At 45.9% G+C, this 18,541-nt stretch carries 13 protein-coding genes and 3 rRNA genes; 2 read left to right on the forward strand and 14 right to left on the reverse strand.

Features of this window, described 5'->3' with window-relative positions:
- Positions 1-172: 172 nt before the first annotated feature.
- The 12 genes from rrf to GZN30_RS10770 all read right to left on the reverse strand — a co-directional run bounded on the left by rrf (position 173) and on the right by GZN30_RS10770 (position 13,799).
- A 5S ribosomal RNA gene (rrf, locus tag GZN30_RS10715) occupies positions 173-288 on the reverse strand.
- Between the two features lie 108 nt (positions 289-396).
- Positions 397-3,287 (reverse strand): 23S ribosomal RNA (locus GZN30_RS10720).
- Positions 3,288-3,560: 273 nt separating this feature from the next.
- A 16S ribosomal RNA gene (locus tag GZN30_RS10725) occupies positions 3,561-5,115 on the reverse strand.
- The 16S, 23S and 5S rRNA genes sit together here, the layout of an rRNA operon.
- A 513-nt stretch (positions 5,116-5,628) precedes the next feature.
- Positions 5,629-6,885, reverse strand: a complete 1,257-nt coding sequence (locus GZN30_RS10730) for an HD-GYP domain-containing protein (protein WP_075647649.1) — start codon at positions 6,883-6,885, stop codon at positions 5,629-5,631.
- Between the two features lie 107 nt (positions 6,886-6,992).
- Positions 6,993-7,394 (reverse strand): VOC family protein, encoded by a 402-nt coding sequence (locus tag GZN30_RS10735; RefSeq protein ID WP_075647648.1) that lies wholly within the window; start codon positions 7,392-7,394, stop codon positions 6,993-6,995.
- Positions 7,395-7,464: 70 nt separating this feature from the next.
- Positions 7,465-8,463 (reverse strand): LacI family DNA-binding transcriptional regulator, encoded by a 999-nt coding sequence (locus GZN30_RS10740; RefSeq protein ID WP_075647647.1) that lies wholly within the window; start codon positions 8,461-8,463, stop codon positions 7,465-7,467.
- A 98-nt stretch (positions 8,464-8,561) separates the two neighbouring features.
- Positions 8,562-9,302, reverse strand: coding sequence for a chitin disaccharide deacetylase (gene chbG / locus GZN30_RS10745; protein ID WP_075647646.1), 741 nt, complete (start codon positions 9,300-9,302; stop codon positions 8,562-8,564).
- A gap of 36 nt (positions 9,303-9,338) precedes the next feature.
- On the reverse strand, positions 9,339-10,661 hold the full coding sequence (locus GZN30_RS10750) for a 6-phospho-beta-glucosidase (protein WP_075647645.1): 1,323 nt from the start codon (positions 10,659-10,661) through the stop codon (positions 9,339-9,341).
- A gap of 12 nt (positions 10,662-10,673) precedes the next feature.
- Positions 10,674-10,982, reverse strand: a complete 309-nt coding sequence (locus tag GZN30_RS10755; RefSeq protein ID WP_075647644.1) for a PTS lactose/cellobiose transporter subunit IIA — start codon at positions 10,980-10,982, stop codon at positions 10,674-10,676.
- A gap of 38 nt (positions 10,983-11,020) precedes the next feature.
- A complete protein-coding gene (locus tag GZN30_RS10760; RefSeq protein WP_075647643.1) occupies positions 11,021-12,352 on the reverse strand; it encodes a PTS sugar transporter subunit IIC in 1,332 nt (443 codons plus the stop codon).
- A gap of 105 nt (positions 12,353-12,457) precedes the next feature.
- The gene (locus GZN30_RS10765; protein WP_075647642.1) at positions 12,458-12,763 is read right to left on the reverse strand and encodes a PTS sugar transporter subunit IIB; all 306 of its coding nucleotides are present in this window, start codon (positions 12,761-12,763) and stop codon (positions 12,458-12,460) included.
- Between the two features lie 301 nt (positions 12,764-13,064).
- A complete protein-coding gene (locus GZN30_RS10770; RefSeq protein WP_075652308.1) occupies positions 13,065-13,799 on the reverse strand; it encodes a GntR family transcriptional regulator in 735 nt (244 codons plus the stop codon).
- Positions 13,800-14,032: 233 nt separating this feature from the next.
- Between GZN30_RS10770 and GZN30_RS10775 the strand changes: the two genes are divergently transcribed.
- Positions 14,033-15,619 (forward strand): PTS transporter subunit EIIC, encoded by a 1,587-nt coding sequence (locus GZN30_RS10775; protein WP_075652307.1) that lies wholly within the window; start codon positions 14,033-14,035, stop codon positions 15,617-15,619.
- Between the two features lie 66 nt (positions 15,620-15,685).
- The gene (locus tag GZN30_RS10780; protein WP_075652306.1) at positions 15,686-17,011 is read left to right on the forward strand and encodes a 6-phospho-alpha-glucosidase; all 1,326 of its coding nucleotides are present in this window, start codon (positions 15,686-15,688) and stop codon (positions 17,009-17,011) included.
- 102 nt (positions 17,012-17,113) lie between these two features.
- Here GZN30_RS10780 and GZN30_RS10785 read toward each other — a convergent pair whose 3' ends face one another.
- Complete coding sequence (locus tag GZN30_RS10785; protein WP_075652305.1) at positions 17,114-17,662, reverse strand: prepilin-type N-terminal cleavage/methylation domain-containing protein; 549 nt, start codon at positions 17,660-17,662, stop codon at positions 17,114-17,116.
- Positions 17,663-17,759: 97 nt separating this feature from the next.
- Positions 17,760-18,497, reverse strand: a complete 738-nt coding sequence (locus GZN30_RS10790; RefSeq protein WP_075652304.1) for a serine protease family protein — start codon at positions 18,495-18,497, stop codon at positions 17,760-17,762.
- Positions 18,498-18,541: the final 44 nt, after the last annotated feature.

Raw genomic sequence — 18,541 nt, forward strand, 5'->3', positions numbered from 1 at the left:
CCAGGGCTCTAAAATATTACCTGGCGATGTCCTACTCTTGCATGGGCGATGCGTGGTTCGACACTTCGATGGTTCGACACATCGACGTTTCGCAAACACACACTGCCTCTCCAAGTTATAACTCGCTGAAACGAAAAAAGCCCCGACCGATTGGTCAGGGCTCTAAAATGTTACCTGGCGATGTCCTACTCTCACATGGGGAAGCCCCACACTACCATCGGCGCTACTTCGTTTCACTTCTGAGTTCGGCATGGAATCAGGTGGGTCCAAAGCGCTATGGCCATCGAGAAAAATTCTTTAATCTGGAAAGCTGATTTCTCTTATATAAAGAGTGTGTTCTCTACACAATCAAGTTTTGTTCTTTCTTTGAGTCCATCAAAACCCCTTGGGTGTTGTATGGTTAAGCCTCACGGGCAATTAGTATCAGTTAGCTCAATGCCTCACAGCACTTACACACCTGACCTATCAACGTCGTAGTCTCCGACAACCCTTTAGGATACTTAAAGTATCAGGGAGAACTCATCTCAAGGCTCGCTTCCCGCTTAGATGCTTTCAGCGGTTATCGATTCCGAACTTAGCTACCGGGCAATGCGTCTGGCGACACAACCCGAACACCAGAGGTTCGTCCACTCCGGTCCTCTCGTACTAGGAGCAGCCCCTTTCAATTCTCCAACGCCCACGGCAGATAGGGACCGAACTGTCTCACGACGTTCTAAACCCAGCTCGCGTACCACTTTAAATGGCGAACAGCCATACCCTTGGGACCGACTTCAGCCCCAGGATGTGATGAGCCGACATCGAGGTGCCAAACACCGCCGTCGATATGAACTCTTGGGCGGTATCAGCCTGTTATCCCCGGAGTACCTTTTATCCGTTGAGCGATGGCCCTTCCATTCAGAACCACCGGATCACTATGACCTGCTTTCGCACCTGCTCGAACCGTCATTCTCGCAGTTAAGCGGGCTTATGCCATTGCACTAACCTCACGATGTCCAACCGTGATTAGCCCACCTTCGTGCTCCTCCGTTACTCTTTGGGAGGAGACCGCCCCAGTCAAACTACCCACCAGGCACTGTCCGTAACCCCGATTAGGGGTCGACGTTAGAACATCAACACTACAAGGGTGGTATTTCAAGGACGGCTCCACAAATACTGGCGTACTTGCTTCAAAGCCTCCCACCTATCCTACACATGTAGGGTCAATGTTCAGTGCCAAGCTGTAGTAAAGGTTCACGGGGTCTTTCCGTCTAGCCGCGGGTACACTGCATCTTCACAGCGATTTCAATTTCACTGAGTCTCGGGTGGAGACAGCGTGGCCATCATTACGCCATTCGTGCAGGTCGGAACTTACCCGACAAGGAATTTCGCTACCTTAGGACCGTTATAGTTACGGCCGCCGTTTACCGGGGCTTCGATCAAGAGCTTCGACCGAAGTCTAACCCCATCAATTAACCTTCCGGCACCGGGCAGGCGTCACACCGTATACGTCATCTTACGATTTTGCACAGTGCTGTGTTTTTAATAAACAGTTGCAGCCACCTGGTATCTGCGACTCTCAATAGCTCCATCCGCGAGGGACTTCACCGTCAAGAGCGTACCTTCTCCCGAAGTTACGGTACCATTTTGCCTAGTTCCTTCACCCGAGTTCTCTCAAGCGCCTTGGTATTCTCTACCCGACCACCTGTGTCGGTTTGGGGTACGATTCCTTACAATCTGAAGCTTAGAGGCTTTTCCTGGAAGCATGGCATCAATGACTTCACTACCGTAGTAGCTCGACGTCGTGTCTCAGCCTTAAGAGAAACCGGATTTACCTAATTTCTCAGCCTACGCACTTGAACCTGGACAACCGTCGCCAGGCCCACCTAGCCTTCTCCGTCCCCCCATCGCAATTGTAAGAAGTACGGGAATATTAACCCGTTTCCCATCGACTACGCCTTTCGGCCTCGCCTTAGGGGTCGACTTACCCTGCCCCGATTAACGTTGGACAGGAACCCTTGGTCTTCCGGCGAGGAGGTTTTTCACCCCCTTTATCGTTACTCATGTCAGCATTCGCACTTCTGATACCTCCAGCATGCTTTACAACACACCTTCAACGGCTTACAGAACGCTCCCCTACCCAATGAAGTAAACTTCATTGCCGCAGCTTCGGTTTATTACTTAGCCCCGTTACATCTTCCGCGCAGGCCGACTCGACTAGTGAGCTATTACGCTTTCTTTAAATGATGGCTGCTTCTAAGCCAACATCCTAGCTGTCTAAGCCTTCCCACATCGTTTCCCACTTAGTAATAATTTGGGACCTTAGCTGGCGGTCTGGGTTGTTTCCCTCTCCACGACGGACGTTAGCACCCGCCGTGTGTCTCCCGGATAGTACTTACTGGTATTCGGAGTTTGCAAAGGGTTGGTAAGTCGGGATGACCCCCTAGCCTTAACAGTGCTCTACCCCCAGTAGTATTCGTCCGAGGCGCTACCTAAATAGCTTTCGGGGAGAACCAGCTATCTCCAGGTTTGATTGGCCTTTCACCCCTAGCCACAAGTCATCCGCTAATTTTTCAACATTAGTCGGTTCGGTCCTCCAGTTGATGTTACTCAACCTTCAACCTGCCCATGGCTAGATCACCTGGTTTCGGGTCTATATCCAGAGACTGAACGCCCAGTTAAGACTCGGTTTCCCTACGGCTCCCCTAGATGGTTAACCTTGCCACTGAATATAAGTCGCTGACCCATTATACAAAAGGTACGCAGTCACAGGACAAAGCCTGCTCCTACTGCTTGTACGTACACGGTTTCAGGTTCTATTTCACTCCCCTCACAGGGGTTCTTTTCGCCTTTCCCTCACGGTACTGGTTCACTATCGGTCAGTCAGTAGTATTTAGCCTTGGAGGATGGTCCCCCCATATTCAGACAGGATAACACGTGTCCCGCCCTACTCGATTTCACTGAACACACATCGTCAACTACGGGACTATCACCCTGTATCGTCGGACTTTCCAGACCGTTCGTCTAACGCGTGTAAAGCTTAAGGGCTAGTCCAATTTCGCTCGCCGCTACTTTCGGAATCTCGGTTGATTTCTTTTCCTCGGGGTACTTAGATGTTTCAGTTCCCCCGGTTCGCCTCGCTACGCTATGTATTCACGTAGCGATACTAGCTTATGCTAGTGGGTTTCCCCATTCGGAAATCCCAGACTCAAGTGGCTTTTACTGCCTAATCTGGGCTTATCGCAAGTTAATACGTCCTTCATCGCCTCTGACTGCCAAGGCATCCACCGTGTACGCTTAGTCACTTAACCATACAACCCGAAGGAGTTTCGAGTTGATGTTCAAATCACCAAAGTTGTCTGCAATTTTTATACATGATGCAGACTCGATTTTGCCGGACTCAAATTCCAAGAACACTTGAATGTGTTTTTGTGTATTCAATAAATGAATACTTTGAGAACTTTACAAACAACAATAAATTGTTGTTTTGTCAGCTTTCCAAATTGTTAAAGAGCAATAATAGCTCGAAGCGTTCGCTTCAAAACCATCAATCTGTGTGAACACTCATCGCAATAATCATCGTATAAGGAGGTGATCCAGCGCCAGGTTCCCCTAGCGCTACCTTGTTACGACTTCACCCCAGTCATGAACCACAAAGTGGTGAGCGTCCTCCCCGAAAGGTTAAACTACCCACTTCTTTTGCAGCCCACTCCCATGGTGTGACGGGCGGTGTGTACAAGGCCCGGGAACGTATTCACCGTGGCATTCTGATCCACGATTACTAGCGATTCCGACTTCATGGAGTCGAGTTGCAGACTCCAATCCGGACTACGACGTACTTTTTGGGATTCGCTCACCATCGCTGGTTGGCAGCCCTCTGTATACGCCATTGTAGCACGTGTGTAGCCCTACTCGTAAGGGCCATGATGACTTGACGTCGTCCCCACCTTCCTCCGGTTTATCACCGGCAGTCTCCCTGGAGTTCCCGACATTACTCGCTGGCAAACAAGGATAAGGGTTGCGCTCGTTGCGGGACTTAACCCAACATTTCACAACACGAGCTGACGACAGCCATGCAGCACCTGTCTCATAGTTCCCGAAGGCACCAAAGCATCTCTGCTAAGTTCTATGGATGTCAAGAGTAGGTAAGGTTCTTCGCGTTGCATCGAATTAAACCACATGCTCCACCGCTTGTGCGGGCCCCCGTCAATTCATTTGAGTTTTAATCTTGCGACCGTACTCCCCAGGCGGTCTACTTAACGCGTTAGCTCCGAAAGCCACGGCTCAAGGCCACAACCTCCAAGTAGACATCGTTTACGGCGTGGACTACCAGGGTATCTAATCCTGTTTGCTCCCCACGCTTTCGCATCTGAGTGTCAGTATCTGTCCAGGGGGCCGCCTTCGCCACCGGTATTCCTTCAGATCTCTACGCATTTCACCGCTACACCTGAAATTCTACCCCCCTCTACAGTACTCTAGTCAGCCAGTTTCAAATGCAATTCCGAGGTTGAGCCCCGGGCTTTCACATCTGACTTAACTAACCACCTGCATGCGCTTTACGCCCAGTAATTCCGATTAACGCTCGCACCCTCCGTATTACCGCGGCTGCTGGCACGGAGTTAGCCGGTGCTTCTTCTGTAGGTAACGTCAAATCCATACGCTATTAACGCATGAACCTTCCTCCCTACTGAAAGTACTTTACAACCCGAAGGCCTTCTTCATACACGCGGCATGGCTGCATCAGGCTTGCGCCCATTGTGCAATATTCCCCACTGCTGCCTCCCGTAGGAGTCTGGACCGTGTCTCAGTTCCAGTGTGGCTGATCATCCTCTCAGACCAGCTAGGGATCGTCGCCTTGGTGAGCCCTTACCTCACCAACTAGCTAATCCCACCTAGGCATATCCTGACGCGAGAGGCCCGAAGGTCCCCCTCTTTGGCCCGTAGGCATCATGCGGTATTAGCCATCGTTTCCAATGGTTATCCCCCACATCAGGGCAATTTCCTAGGCATTACTCACCCGTCCGCCGCTCGCCGCCCAACAAATCCCCCGAAGGTTCAATGTTGTCGCTGCCGCTCGACTTGCATGTGTTAGGCCTGCCGCCAGCGTTCAATCTGAGCCATGATCAAACTCTTCAATTTAAGATTTTGGTGACTCAATGAATACTGACTTCAAAACTACTAATGTAATTTTAAAGCTATTATCATTCCAACAGAACGATAATGAATTGACTGTGCTAAGACCGAAGTCTTAATTGGTCACTCAGTTCATTGAAATCAAATTTGATACCGAAGTATCTAATTGGATTATCATCAACGAGTGCCCACACAGATTGATAGGTTCTTATTGTTAAAGAGCTATGCTTCGAGACTTTCTCAAAGCGGAGGTGAATTCTAACGAGACTATTGAAAGAGTCAAACACTTTTTCAATTTATTTTCTCAGAAGCTTTACACCTCTCTGACTATCGCTGAAGCCTTATGGCGTCTGCCCTGTCAGTGGATGCGCATTATAGGGAGCTGAATTTTTTGCGCAAGTCCAAATTGCATTTTTTTCCATAAAAACTGCTTAACTGCGCAATCAGTAATCAGCTCGTCATTTACACCCAAACTACCCTCAAGTTACACACCAGTTATGCACAAATGCATGTGCATAACTAATCGTCAGAGTCAAAGAAATAGGAAATTCTCGAGCGAGGATTGAGATACTCTCTTACTTTATCTGGCAATTTATTAGGTAAAATGGCACTCACTATCTTTATATCTTTCTCCGCCAAGTCGATGATCGGCGCCTGGGTGCGTGGCACTGATGGGTCATACACCATTACATTAGGGTTAAGTAAATTCGCAGAGTTTACTGATATCACCATCCCGACCATATTATTAGATAGCTGTACCACGGTCCCTGGTGGGTAAACGCCCATAAACTTAATCAAAATACCGAGGTTCTCATTGTTATAAAGATGCTTGCAGTTCTTATATAGATAAGAAAGCGCGATGTAAGGAATCTTCTGCTTGGCGGTAATAGAGTTATGACAAAGATTGTCATACGCGTTTGCAACAGAGATTATCTGGGTAAACTGATCTATCTCATCGCCTTTTAAGCCAGACGGGTATCCTGAACCATCAAGTAACTCATGATGATCGGCTATCACTTTTAACGCGCTAGCGGGAAAGCTTTCTATATTGTTAGCGATGTCGATACCGTACTTAGTGTGCAGCTTTAAATAGTTCTGCTCTGGTTCATTAAGAGGGGTCGTTTTACGTAGGATGGCAGTAGGTATCTTTACTTTACCCATATCATGGAACAAAGCGGCAAAAGCTAACTGCTTAATACTATCGGCATCGAGCTTTTTCGCTTTGCCAATCAACATAGAGACTACAGCTACGTTCAATGAATGAAAGTAAATATCTTCAAATTCACTTTTGCCATTCATCATGTGCAGTGTGACATCTTCATTTGCAAGTAATCTATCAACGATATCTTCTACTAATAAAGTCGCTTCGTTCACCGCCAACTCGGGGCGATTACGAATTTTAGTCATCACCGCTCTCATGCGTGCTAGCGAACGCTCAAACTCTTTTTCACACTCAATAACTCGTCGGCGGTAAGCACTCATACGTTCAATGCGCTGTTGCTTTTCTTCCCATAACTGCTTTGCACGTTTGTCCATTGCTTCATTCAGGCTAGAGTCTGTCGCTTCAATCGTTTCATCGATCGGTAAAGGCGAAGTATCGCTTTGCTGCATGTTCACATAGACGTACTTAAGCCCCAAGTGACGAATAATGCGCACCTGTTCGTGGTTTTTAATTTTGAAGCTATTGAATAAGAACGGGTGATCGTTCCATTTCACCGGCAGACGTACGTGCAATCCCGGCTGGATACGGTCAACGGTTATCTTGATACTTGCCACGTTTATAAAATCCAATCACCAAAAACGCGACACATTCTAGGTTAAAGGCGTAATGAATTCATCTCATTCTCTTATAAGTGAGACACTTATAGCGATTAACCAATAAATCAGTGATTACAATGCAGCATCCAACGGACACCAAATTGATCCTCTACTTTCCCGAATCGCGCACCCCAAAATGTATCTTCCAGCGGCATCATGATATGTCCACCGTGTGAAAGCTTATCAAAAAGACGAGCTTGGTCATCCAAACTATCAATAACCAATGATAACGCCACATTATTGCCGGCGACTTCATTCACAATCATGCCGTCAGAGAGCATTAACTTGAGACCAAAGGCTTCTATTTCAGAATGCATCACCCAATCAGGATTGGCACCCTCTATGGTTTGAGGAGCGTCACGAAAGTATTGTTTGGTAAGTACCACGCCTTCAAAAGTACGTGAATAGAACTCTAGTGCTTCTTCACAACGTCCAGCAAAGAAAAGATATGGAGTTAATTGATACATAGCTACCCTTAAAGATATTGTTTTTCTTTAGAATAGCTAAGTATGTAAAGAAGTAATTAGGACTTTAGTCCTAAGCTAAGTACCGATCAGCCTTACCAACCACCAATTGAGGTGTAAATTCGTGATTGGTTTGAGTCGCCTTACCCGAAATCAAATCCATTAGCACTTGTACAGCAGACTGAGCCATATCATGAATTGGGAAGCAGACTGATGTCACTGCGGGATAAAGCTCTTTGCATCGTTCCACACTATCAAAGCTAACAATCGATATATCATTCGGTACGCGTAAACCATGTTCATGCAGGTACTGCATTGCCCCCACAGTCATCTCCTCACTGCAAGAGAAAATAGCGGTCAGCTCCGGGTGTCGACTGAGCAACTTCTCTGTCGCTTCATAGCCACTGCGTGAACCATAATTTCCTTCTTCACACCACGATTCAGACACGTCGATCCCCGCCTCTTTCATGGTATCAAGATAACCTTGCTTGCGTTGCAGACTGTTCTCACGGCATGTTGGACCCGTAATACATCCTATGAGTTTATGATTCTGTTTAAGTAAGTGATTAACCGCCATTGTACTGGCAGTGTGATGATTAAACCGAATGCAGCGTTCTTCTAACGTCGGCACCACACGATCAAGCAGAACAAAGGGGGGATGCTGCTTCGCCAGTTCAACCAAATCTTGATCGCTTAGGTGGCGACTATGCAAGATATAACCATCACAGCGAAGGTCATGAAAACGCTCCACCGCATGTCGCTCCCCTTCCTTGGAATGGTGCCCTTGTGCGGTGATCAAAAATTTGGCATGCAGATCGAGCTCATTTTGCACTTGTTCCATCATAGCTCCGAAAAAACCACCGGTATAATACGTAACAAGTAAGCCCATCATGTTACTAGAAGAGGTCGCCAGAGAACGTGCGATCGCGCTGGGACGATAGTTAAGCTCTGCCATTGCTTGCTCAACTTTCTTTCTCGTCTCTTCTTTAAACTTCCCTTCACCATTAATGATTCTTGATACCGTAGAACGATTCACGCCAGCAAGCGCTGCGACATCTTTTATCCTTGCCATATAACCTTCATTAATGCTGAGTAGAAATAAAAAAAACTGTCAGTATCCAAACGTTAGGGGGAAATGAAACTGACAGTTCATGATACACAGGGATAATGCTATAAATAAGCGAGTGCGGAATAATCCGTGACTTGGATATCACGCTCTCGCAAAAAAGCGACAAATGCTGCCGAAGTTAATGTCTCTAACTCCTGCTCCCTTTGAGCTAAGTAGCTGCTCATCGACCGTAGTTGAGTATCCACTATCGCTGGATGGCACATGACTTCCAGCACTTCACACTCGTGTTCGTAGTCCAACATTAATTGCTTAGCGTCTGCTAGCGATATTTTGTTGTCATAGAACCGTTCGCTAAAAAGGTAGCGACCACCTACCTCTTGGCGATCCACAAATCCAACCCCTCGCACGGGTACACCATATTTCTGAGCAACTTGGTTTACCACGGGGGCTATTTGTGGATGAGTATGAGCATGGTGATGACCATCGATATGGCTTAGCTCTAATCCTAGCGCTAAGTAATGCTCTACTTGCGCCACGACTTCTTGATAGACTTCTTCTAAATCAAAGTCCTGTTTTTGCCAGAATCCCGGAATAGCGGGGAAAAGACCGCGCTCATCAACCAATGATTTATGATTGGTCAGTGGTTTACCTGCCGTGAACCGCAGGTGTAAGCCCACTTTCAGGTCGGGCATGCTCGCAGCCAACTTTACCGCATGCGCCTCACCAGGCATATCAACCATAAACGTTGTTGAACGTACAACGCCTTGACGAAAGGCAGCGGCAATTCCGTTGTTCACCCCTTCCGTTAAACCAAAGTCGTCTGCATTAAAAATTACTTTCATCTTTTCCCCAGCTAAGTTCCGATTTAACCGACGGTTTTAAAGCGTGGTTAGTTTGAATTGAGGCAAGTACTCGGCATTCTCGCGTAAGATATCGTTTAAGATCGCTTTCGCGCGTTTAATGTCCGGTACCAACGGGTTATTGGCTAGTGCCATAAGCGCCTTATCGTAATCACCAAACACTGCCGCCTCGATGGCTAATTGCTCGTAGGCTTTTACTTGATGAAGTAAACCAAGCACATTGGCAGATAGCTGACCGACCGCAACTGGCTTAGCCCCCCAGTTACCGACGACCGCGCTACACTCAATCACCGCATCATCCGGTAAGGTGTTGATCGCACCATTGTTTGGTACATTCACCACATGGATACCGTTGCGATTGTTGTAAATCGCATCGACCAAATTCAACGACGCATCCGAATAATAGGCACCACCACGTTCTTCAAGCTCTTTCGGTTTCACATCAAGATGGACGTCTTTGTAAAGCTTAAATAACGACTCTTCCGTTACCATCACTTGTTCAGCTCGTGTGCCCTTTTCCGCTGCACTCTCTTTCTCTTCCGCCAACATAGCATCGGTCTGATAGAAATAGCGGTGGTAAGGACAAGGGATCGCACCTAATGCTTTAAGGAAGTTTGGATCCCACGGCTCCTCAAAGATGTTCTTCATACTGAAGTTGGCGCCATCACCTACCTTTTCAATCACGGTCTCAGTAATATCTTCACCATGTAGCCAAGCCTTATGAACCCATACTAAGTGGTTAAGTCCTGCAAATTCGAGCTGCAACTCATCTGGCTCACATGCCATCATTTCTGCCACCATCATTCGCATTGAAACTGGCACATTACACAAGCCAATACTTTTCACTTTAGTGTGCTTATTCACCGCCTCTGAAACTAACCCCGCAGGGTTAGTAAAGTTCAACATCCAAGCATTAGGCGCGAGCTCTTCAATATCTTTACAAATATCTAGGATAACCGGGATGGTACGCAGTGCCTTAGCAAAACCGCCCGGTCCGGTCGTCTCCTGACCAATCACATCATATTTCAGTGGGATGCGTTCATCACTTGCACGCGCTTTTAAACCACCAACGCGAAACTGCGTCATAACAAAGTCAGCGTCTTTGATTGCCTCACGGCGATCCACACTGGCTTTGATCTCTATGTCAGCACCCACTTTGTTAACCATACGTGTTGCTAACGCATGAATTGTCTCAAGCTTGTCTTTACCCGCATCGATATCCACCAAGTGAATCTCGCGTACCGGCAAAAAATCACGGCGCTTAATTACACCTTCAATAAGCTCAGGTGTGTAGCTACTGCCACCGCCAATGATGGCGAGTTTAAGGGCACCTCTTGCCATATTACCACTCCACTATCCAACAGACTTCTGATGTAAGGCGACGATTTCCGTCGCCAGTTCATGAGCAAGAATGGTTGTCATGAGATGGTCTTGTGCATGTACCATCACCAAAGTCATTGGCACTTTACCTTGACCTTCATCAGCCTCTATTAGCTGAGTCTGCATCAAATGCGCCTTATTTAGACACTCTTTACCGAGTGCCAGTTTCTCTTGTGCTTGGTCGAAATCATCTTGGCGAGCCAACTTAAGCGCTTCGTAACATAGGCTTCGTGCTTCACCAGCATTACAGATAATTTCCATCACAACCATTTCTTGACCCATGTTCCCTCCCGAAAAATACAATACTGAAAATAATCAAATTATGCGGTTACGCCTTGACCTGAAGCTTGCTGAACAGCGGGCTTGTCTTCTGTTGGAGTCTCTTCTGCAAGTACCTGCTTCTCAAACATTTTGAAGAATGGTAGGTATAAGAAGATATCGAGAATCATCAAGGCAATAACTAGGAGTACTGGCGCAAACGTCCAACCACTACCCCAAGAAGCACCGATGATTGCTGGAGTTGTCCATGGTGTCGTAGCGACGCCCATACCGACTAGCCCCATATGCACGGCGAAGTAAGCAATAGTGGCGTTAATCATAGGTACCAAGACAAACGGTAGGAATAACGTTGGGTTTAATACTAGAGGTGTACCGAAAATTACAGGCTCATTAATTTGGAAGAAGCCAGGAACCACACTCATGCGACCGATGCTCTTAAGGTGAGCTGAGCGGCTAAATGCCATGAGCAATACCAGAGCAAAAGTTGCACCTGAGCCACCTAAGAAGATATAGAAATCCCAGAATGGTTGCGTAAATACGTTTGGAATTGGCTCACCCGCGATAAAGGCTTCAGTGTTAACGCCAATGTTGGTTAAGAATACTGGCGAAAGTAGACCAACGACAATTGCCGCGCCGTGAATACCAGCAAACCAAAGCAATTGACAAAGTAGCAGTGCGCCAATGATTGCAGGTAGAGAGTTAGATGCGCTTACTAAAGGTTTGAATGCTTCAAGAATGAGATCTGGGATCAACATACCAAACTCAGCTTGAACAAATAAGCTTAGAGGGTAAAGCGTTACGAATACCGCCAATACTGGGAGTAACACTTCGAAAGAACGAGCGATCGCTGGCGGTACTTGCTCCGGCATACGAATCGTGATGTTGTGCTTCTTCATGAAACGGTAGAGTTCAACCGCAAAGAAACCACACAGTACGCCAGTAAATACACCTGTGCCTCCCATGTGACCAGTAGGAAGACCACCATCTTTTAGCGGTGCAGCCACCAGCAGGTAACACATCAATGATAATGCTGCACTGGTAATGCCATCCATCTTGTACGCCTTAGCTAAGCTATAGGCTACGCCGAGTGAGATGAAAATTGTCATTATTCCCATCGACATATTGAATGGCATCATAATCGCGTCAAAATTATTAGACGCAAAATCTAGCCATGCACGACCGAACGCATTTTGCGTGTCAGGGTCAAATGGAGGAAACGCAAAAATCAAAATAAAACTACCAACGATAATAAATGGCATCGCAACAATGAAGCCATCACGCATCGCTCGAACATGGGGCTGGTTACCCACTTTTACCGCGAGAGGCGCTATATGCCTTTCGACAAATCCTAATATTGAATCATAAAGACTCATAGTGTCCATCCTTATTTTTTGGCACAACAAAGCCCTACACCATACATATTAAATATGGCGCAAATACTTATGTGTTTAATATTTATCTTTTAGTTTTTAAATGAATTAATTAATCAGTGCGAGTGCTTGATCAAGTACAGCATCACCTTTCATCATTCCATAATCTTGTGGGTTAATCGCCGCAATATTCTTACCGTGGTCATCGGCGATTTTCTTCAACTCATCCAGTTGAAAACGCACTTGTGGACCAAGTAAACATACGTCGTACTCTTTAATAGCTTCGCCAAAAGCATTCACAGCGAGCGCTTCAATTTGGCACTCTAGACCACGATTTGCTGCTGCTTGCTCCATTTTCTTTACTAGCATGCTCGTAGACATGCCTGCACTACAACATAGTAGAATTTTTTTCATCACCCAGCTCCGTTATTGGTTATTTATCAACCTGTGAAAACTTTAACAAAAATCAACCAGCCAAAAAAGCGCAACCGGTTGCACGAAGCGTGAACAGAATCCCATTTTGGAACATTGAGCGTCATTTATGAAACAGTATGGATTTATTTTTCAATAAACAGATATAACAATCATTTGCTAATGATTAAATTATAATTAATGGAATTTGATATTTATTGGATAGCTAAATATGGTTTTACTTTTTATTTAACTAAGAAATTAAAGCGCTAGCAAATAGCGCTTTAATTAAGGTAGATATGCATTACCTTGTAGCTTCTAAAGTAAACGTATAATGCTCTTGATTATAATAGATATCGGAAGCTTCGAAAGCTTGTCCTGATTCTAGACGCGCAATACTGTGGGCGCACAGCACTGGCTCATCGCGTTTCAATCCCAATAACATGCGGACTTCTTCTGATGGCAACTCGGCGCGAATACGTTTTTGACTACCACCGACCATTTGCCCTTTCTCGGCAAGGTAACTGTATTTAGAGCTATTTAAGTGACGCGACTCTAAATCGGCAAACATCGGATCTGCGAGCATGTAAGAAGATTCAAACACAAACGGGATTTCCCCCACCAAACGCAGCCGCTTCATATACCAAACCAAACTACCAGGCTCTAAACCCAGTTCTTGAACAACATGAGCTGGCGCTTCCATCTTCTCGAGATGCAGCAGTTTATTGCTAATGGGTGAATTAAGCGAAGTAGCAACTTCACTAGAGGTTAAGTGCTTATCCAGTGGTAAAGCCATCTTAAGCTCTTGGGTTGGCTGACAAATAAATGTGCCGCGTCCACGCTGTCTTTCCACCACACCTTGACGAACCAAATAGTCGACCGCTTTGCGCGCGGTCATTCGTGACACTTGATATTGCTCAGCCAAAACTGTTTCCGATGGAATCGAGTCACCAGGATGCAAGATCCCTTGTTCAATCTGCTGAGTAAGAATGCGCTCTATTTGGAGATAGATAGGAACATGAGATTCTTTGTCTATCATGCGTTACCCCTTGTTTGTAGACGGCTTATCCTATCTTGCAGCACTTGAATACACAACTATACAACCCTTATTAATGAGAATGTTAATTAAAGTTAAATGATTTCGTGATTGATGCCGCATGATAACTGGTTAGTGATTAACCTCACACAAAAAGTATAGTTGTATAGACAACTATACCTAAAAGCTCTTTAATCGCTTCCATAATAACAATGATGATATGGAGATATCACTCGATGAAACACTTAGGTTCTAAGCTGCAAGACCTAGGAAAAGCGCTGATGATGCCGATTTCGGTTATCGCCGCCGCGGGTATTTTCCTAGGCTTAGCCGCCGCCCTACAAAACCCAAATATCACAGGACAATCATTCAACCAGCTTGAAGCGGTTCAATTGGTTCTTGGGTTTATCCGTAAAGTTGCTGGCTCTTTGTTCGGTAACCTACCACTCTTCTTTGCTGTGGCCGCTGCTATCGGTCTAGCAAAACAAGAGAAACCAACCGCTGCATTTGCGGCAATTATTGGTTTTATCTCAATGCACGTGGGGGTGAACTACTCACTACTTGCTCAGGGATTAACCCCAGAAACCACCTCGGTTGCTTACCTTGTTTCGCAAGGTATGGATAAGACGGCTGCAATGATGTTTGCCGCTGAATTTGGTAACACGTTAGGTATCTTTTCTTACCACATGAGTGTTCTCGGTGGCGTGATTGCAGGTCTCGTCACTGTGGCGCTGCACAACCGTTTCTACACCATTGTGTTACCAACTGCGATTAACTTCTTTGGTGGTCGCCGTTTTGTACCGATCATTACCGTCGTTGTGCTGCCGCTTGTTGGTGTGGCAATGTCGTTGATTTGGCCAACCATTGGTGCGGCAATTGCAAAAATTGGTGAGTTCATTGGTCAAGCAGGCAGTTTTGGTACTTTCCTATTTGCCTTCGCTGAGCGCTTACTGATCCCAACCGGTTTACACCACATTCTAAATGAAACGGTACGCTTTACGCCTATTGGTGGTATTGCCAACGTAGATGGTGAAAGCGTAGTTGGTGCATTGAGCATCTTTAACTATGCCCTAACTCACCCTGGTAGCATCGACAACGAAATTGTCAAAGAAGCCACTCGCTTCCTAGCACAAGGCAAGATCCCTGTGATGATGTTCGCTCTACCAGGTGCGGCGCTTGCGATGTACCACTGTGCACGCGATGAACACAAAACTCGCGTTAAAGCCCTTGTGATTGCTGGCGCTCTCGCATCTTTCACTACAGGTATCACCGAACCACTCGAGTTCAGCTTTATCTTTGTCAGCCCACTGCTGTTTATCTTCCACGCTATCATGACAGGTTTATCTTTCGCCTTGATGCATGTCTTTGGCGTAATGATCGGTAACGTACAAGGCGGTGTGATTGACCTATTTGTATTCGGTGTTCTTGGTGGTGCGCAAACTCAATGGTGGTTCGCAGTTCTCGTCGGCGCTTGTTACTTCCCTATCTACTACTTCGTTTTCCGCACGGTGATCACGCGCTTCAATGTCGCAACACCAGGTCGTGAAAAAGAAGAAACCAGCACGGAAGTGGTTGGTAATGCATCAGAACAAGCAACCCGCATCATCGAAGGTCTAGGTGGTTCAAGCAACATTCAACTGGTTGATAACTGCTTCACTCGTCTGCGTGTAAAAGTGAACGATATCAGCAAAGTTAAAGATGACTTTCTAAAAACAACTGGCGCCTCAGGCGTTAAGCGAGCAAGCGATGTGGATGTACAAGTTATCTACGGTCCACAAGTAGAAAGCATCGCCAACGATGTAAAAAAAGCACTCGCAATTTAATCCATTTAATTATCGCCCCTGCGTGGCAGGGGCTATTTCCCAGATTTGATTTAAGGTAGAAGTAAGATGAAAAAAGCATTCAATATTGTTCTTGTCGGTGGCGGTTCAACTTGGACACCAGGTCTATTAAAAGCACTATGTAAACGTAAAGACACCTTCCCATTAAACCGCTTAGTGATGTTTGATGTGAATGCTGAGCGTCAAGAAACCATTGGTGAATATGCCAAGCTACTTTTCTCTGAGGATTACCCAGAGCTTGAGTTTGAGTACACGACTGATGTCAATGTTGCGTACAAAGATGTCGATTTCGTACTGTGCCAAATGCGTACTGGCGGCTACGAAATGCGTGAAAAAGACGAAAAGATTCCACTATCTTTAGGCATTATCGGTCAGGAAACTTGTGGTCCTGGTGGTTTCGCTTACGGCATGCGCTCAATTGGCGACATGATTCAAATGGTTGAAGATGTGCGTGAACGCTCACCACAGGCTTGGATCTTAAACTACACCAACCCAGCAGCAATCGTCGCGGATGCACTGAAAAAGCGCTTCCCACAAGATGATCGCATTCTCAATATCTGTGATCAACCAGTGAACCTACTTCGCTCTTACGGTCGCCTACTTAACGTAGATCCAAATGAGTTTGATCCTGTGTACTTCGGTCTAAACCACTTTGGTTGGTTCACTCACCTTTACAACCAGCAAGGTGAAGATCTTGCGCCAAAACTGAAAGCCTACATCGCCGAGAATGGTTTTATTCCTGTGGATGCAGAGCAGCGCGATCAATCTTGGTTAGATACTTATGCAGCTGTGGCAGACATGCTACGTGACTTCCCAGATTATCTGCCAAACACGTACCTACAGTACTACCTATACCCAGAGTACAAACTGTCTAAACTGGATCCTGAGTTTACCCGTGCTAACGAAGTCATGAACGGTCGTGAAAAGCGTGTATTTGACGAGTGTCGTCAAGCTGTTCTCGATGGTACCACCAAGAACTCAAGCGTGGTTCACAACGATGCGCATGGCGATATGATCGTTGAAGTAGCAGAATCCATCGCCTTTAACCAGAAGCGTAAGTTTGTGGTGATCCTTGAGAACAACGGTCTAGTGGCAAACCTAGACAATGATGTGATGGTTGAGGTGACAGCAGAGCTTGGCATCAACGGTCCGCGCCCATACGGTGTAGGTAAGATCCCTACTTTCTATAAAGGCATGATCGAAAATCAATTTGCTTACGAGCGTCTAACCGTTGAAGCTTGGTTTGAAGGTTCATACACCAAAGCACTACAAGCGCTGACACTAAACCGCACGGTAGGTGATGCGAAGAAAGCTCGTAAAGTGCTCGATGCACTGATCGAAGCTAACAAAGGTTACTGGCCAGAACTTGCATAAGTAAAAACTATGACTCAATGCGTTAACTCCCCCCTATAGTTGGTGCATTAAGCTGCTCCGAATCCCCAAATACAAGTTATAGATTTGGGGATTTTTTGGTTGTTAGCAACCGCTCGTTTCATATTCAATATTTGCTGAGTCCGTATCAACCCACTCTAAATCACCATCGCCATCTTCATCAATTCTCTGTGAAGCGGTGGTATAAGTGACAAAGCAGTTTTGCGACACATCATCGTAGCCTTGAGGAAAGAAGTGAAACTGATTTGCCGAGACAACGCCATGCCAATCAGCCTGATCACTTTCACTCCCCAAACAAGTTGCAGAAAGCGTCAAATCAACCCAATATTCGAGATCAGCCGTAAAGCGATTACAATTTGCCGCCACTCTAGGATAACCGCCTCGAAGGCGTATTAACTTGCCATTAATTTCCATCTCTGTAGAGCCACTATCTAACCTCTCTATAACAGCTTTACTGTGTACAAAATCTGATCCTGTGCGCAATGCAGAGCTTAACCCCTTAATCGCACTACTTCTTGCATCAGACTGAAAACTCAGAAACTGAGGCGCAGCGGTTAAAGCGACAATAGCCACTATCACAATAACAACAATGAGTTCGATTAGAGTAAAACCTTCTGTACTACCACGTCGCATTATTCATTTACCGAGCAAACATAACATCATCAAAGCTTGGGCAATAAAATCACGTTGCGCTAATTTGCATAGGAAAAATGCGACTTTTACCTATTTTTCATTCAGATTCAGGGCTTAGAGCAGAAGGTTTAAAGGGACTCAAATCAATATTGAACGCAGAAGAAAAAGCAGCTTGCATGTCTGAATCCAAGTGTGGATTTTGCTCGTAGTAACTATCCAGATTTTTTACCAGCCAATCTCGGGCAAATAAAAGCGGAACGAACAGTGAAACTCGGTCTGTTTCAATTATAGTGCCATCGGCAAGCTGAACTTCATACGCTTTAGCAGAGATGATACCCACTAATTCACGATTGGCGTTATACACCCCTCCACCACTCATTCCGGATTGAACTGGCGCATCAACTAAACTGGCAGGACAGCGAGCAAACAATTCATGTCCTGGTAAAAAGATATCACGATAGTAAATTCCCTCACCGACAAGTGACTCACCCCACATATTGGTACCGACGGTAGTGACTGGCTGATAAGAAAAAATGATGCCTAGCGTGGGAAGCGGCTTATCTGAATTATCTTGCTTAATCAGTGATAAGTCACAATCAGGATGATGAGCGATGACTAAACTAGGATGAAGTTGTGCAACGTGTTTCGCCGTGATACTCACATTCTCAGTCAGAGGAACACTCGTTCCATGCCCACCCAACAGCAGGGGGATACCAAACGGCAAGTAGTTTACCTCGGGTGTTTTGTTGTCCCCATATTCAAGCAAACCATTTGCACCAGTGCACCCCTGAGCAAGCAGTAAAAAGAATAAGGTGAGTAGATAAATGGCTTTCATTACTTTTGAGATCTAGATCACAACACATATTAGAACCCTAGTTA

The organism is Vibrio ponticus, from assembly GCF_009938225.1.
Lineage (GTDB): Bacteria > Pseudomonadota > Gammaproteobacteria > Enterobacterales > Vibrionaceae > Vibrio > Vibrio ponticus.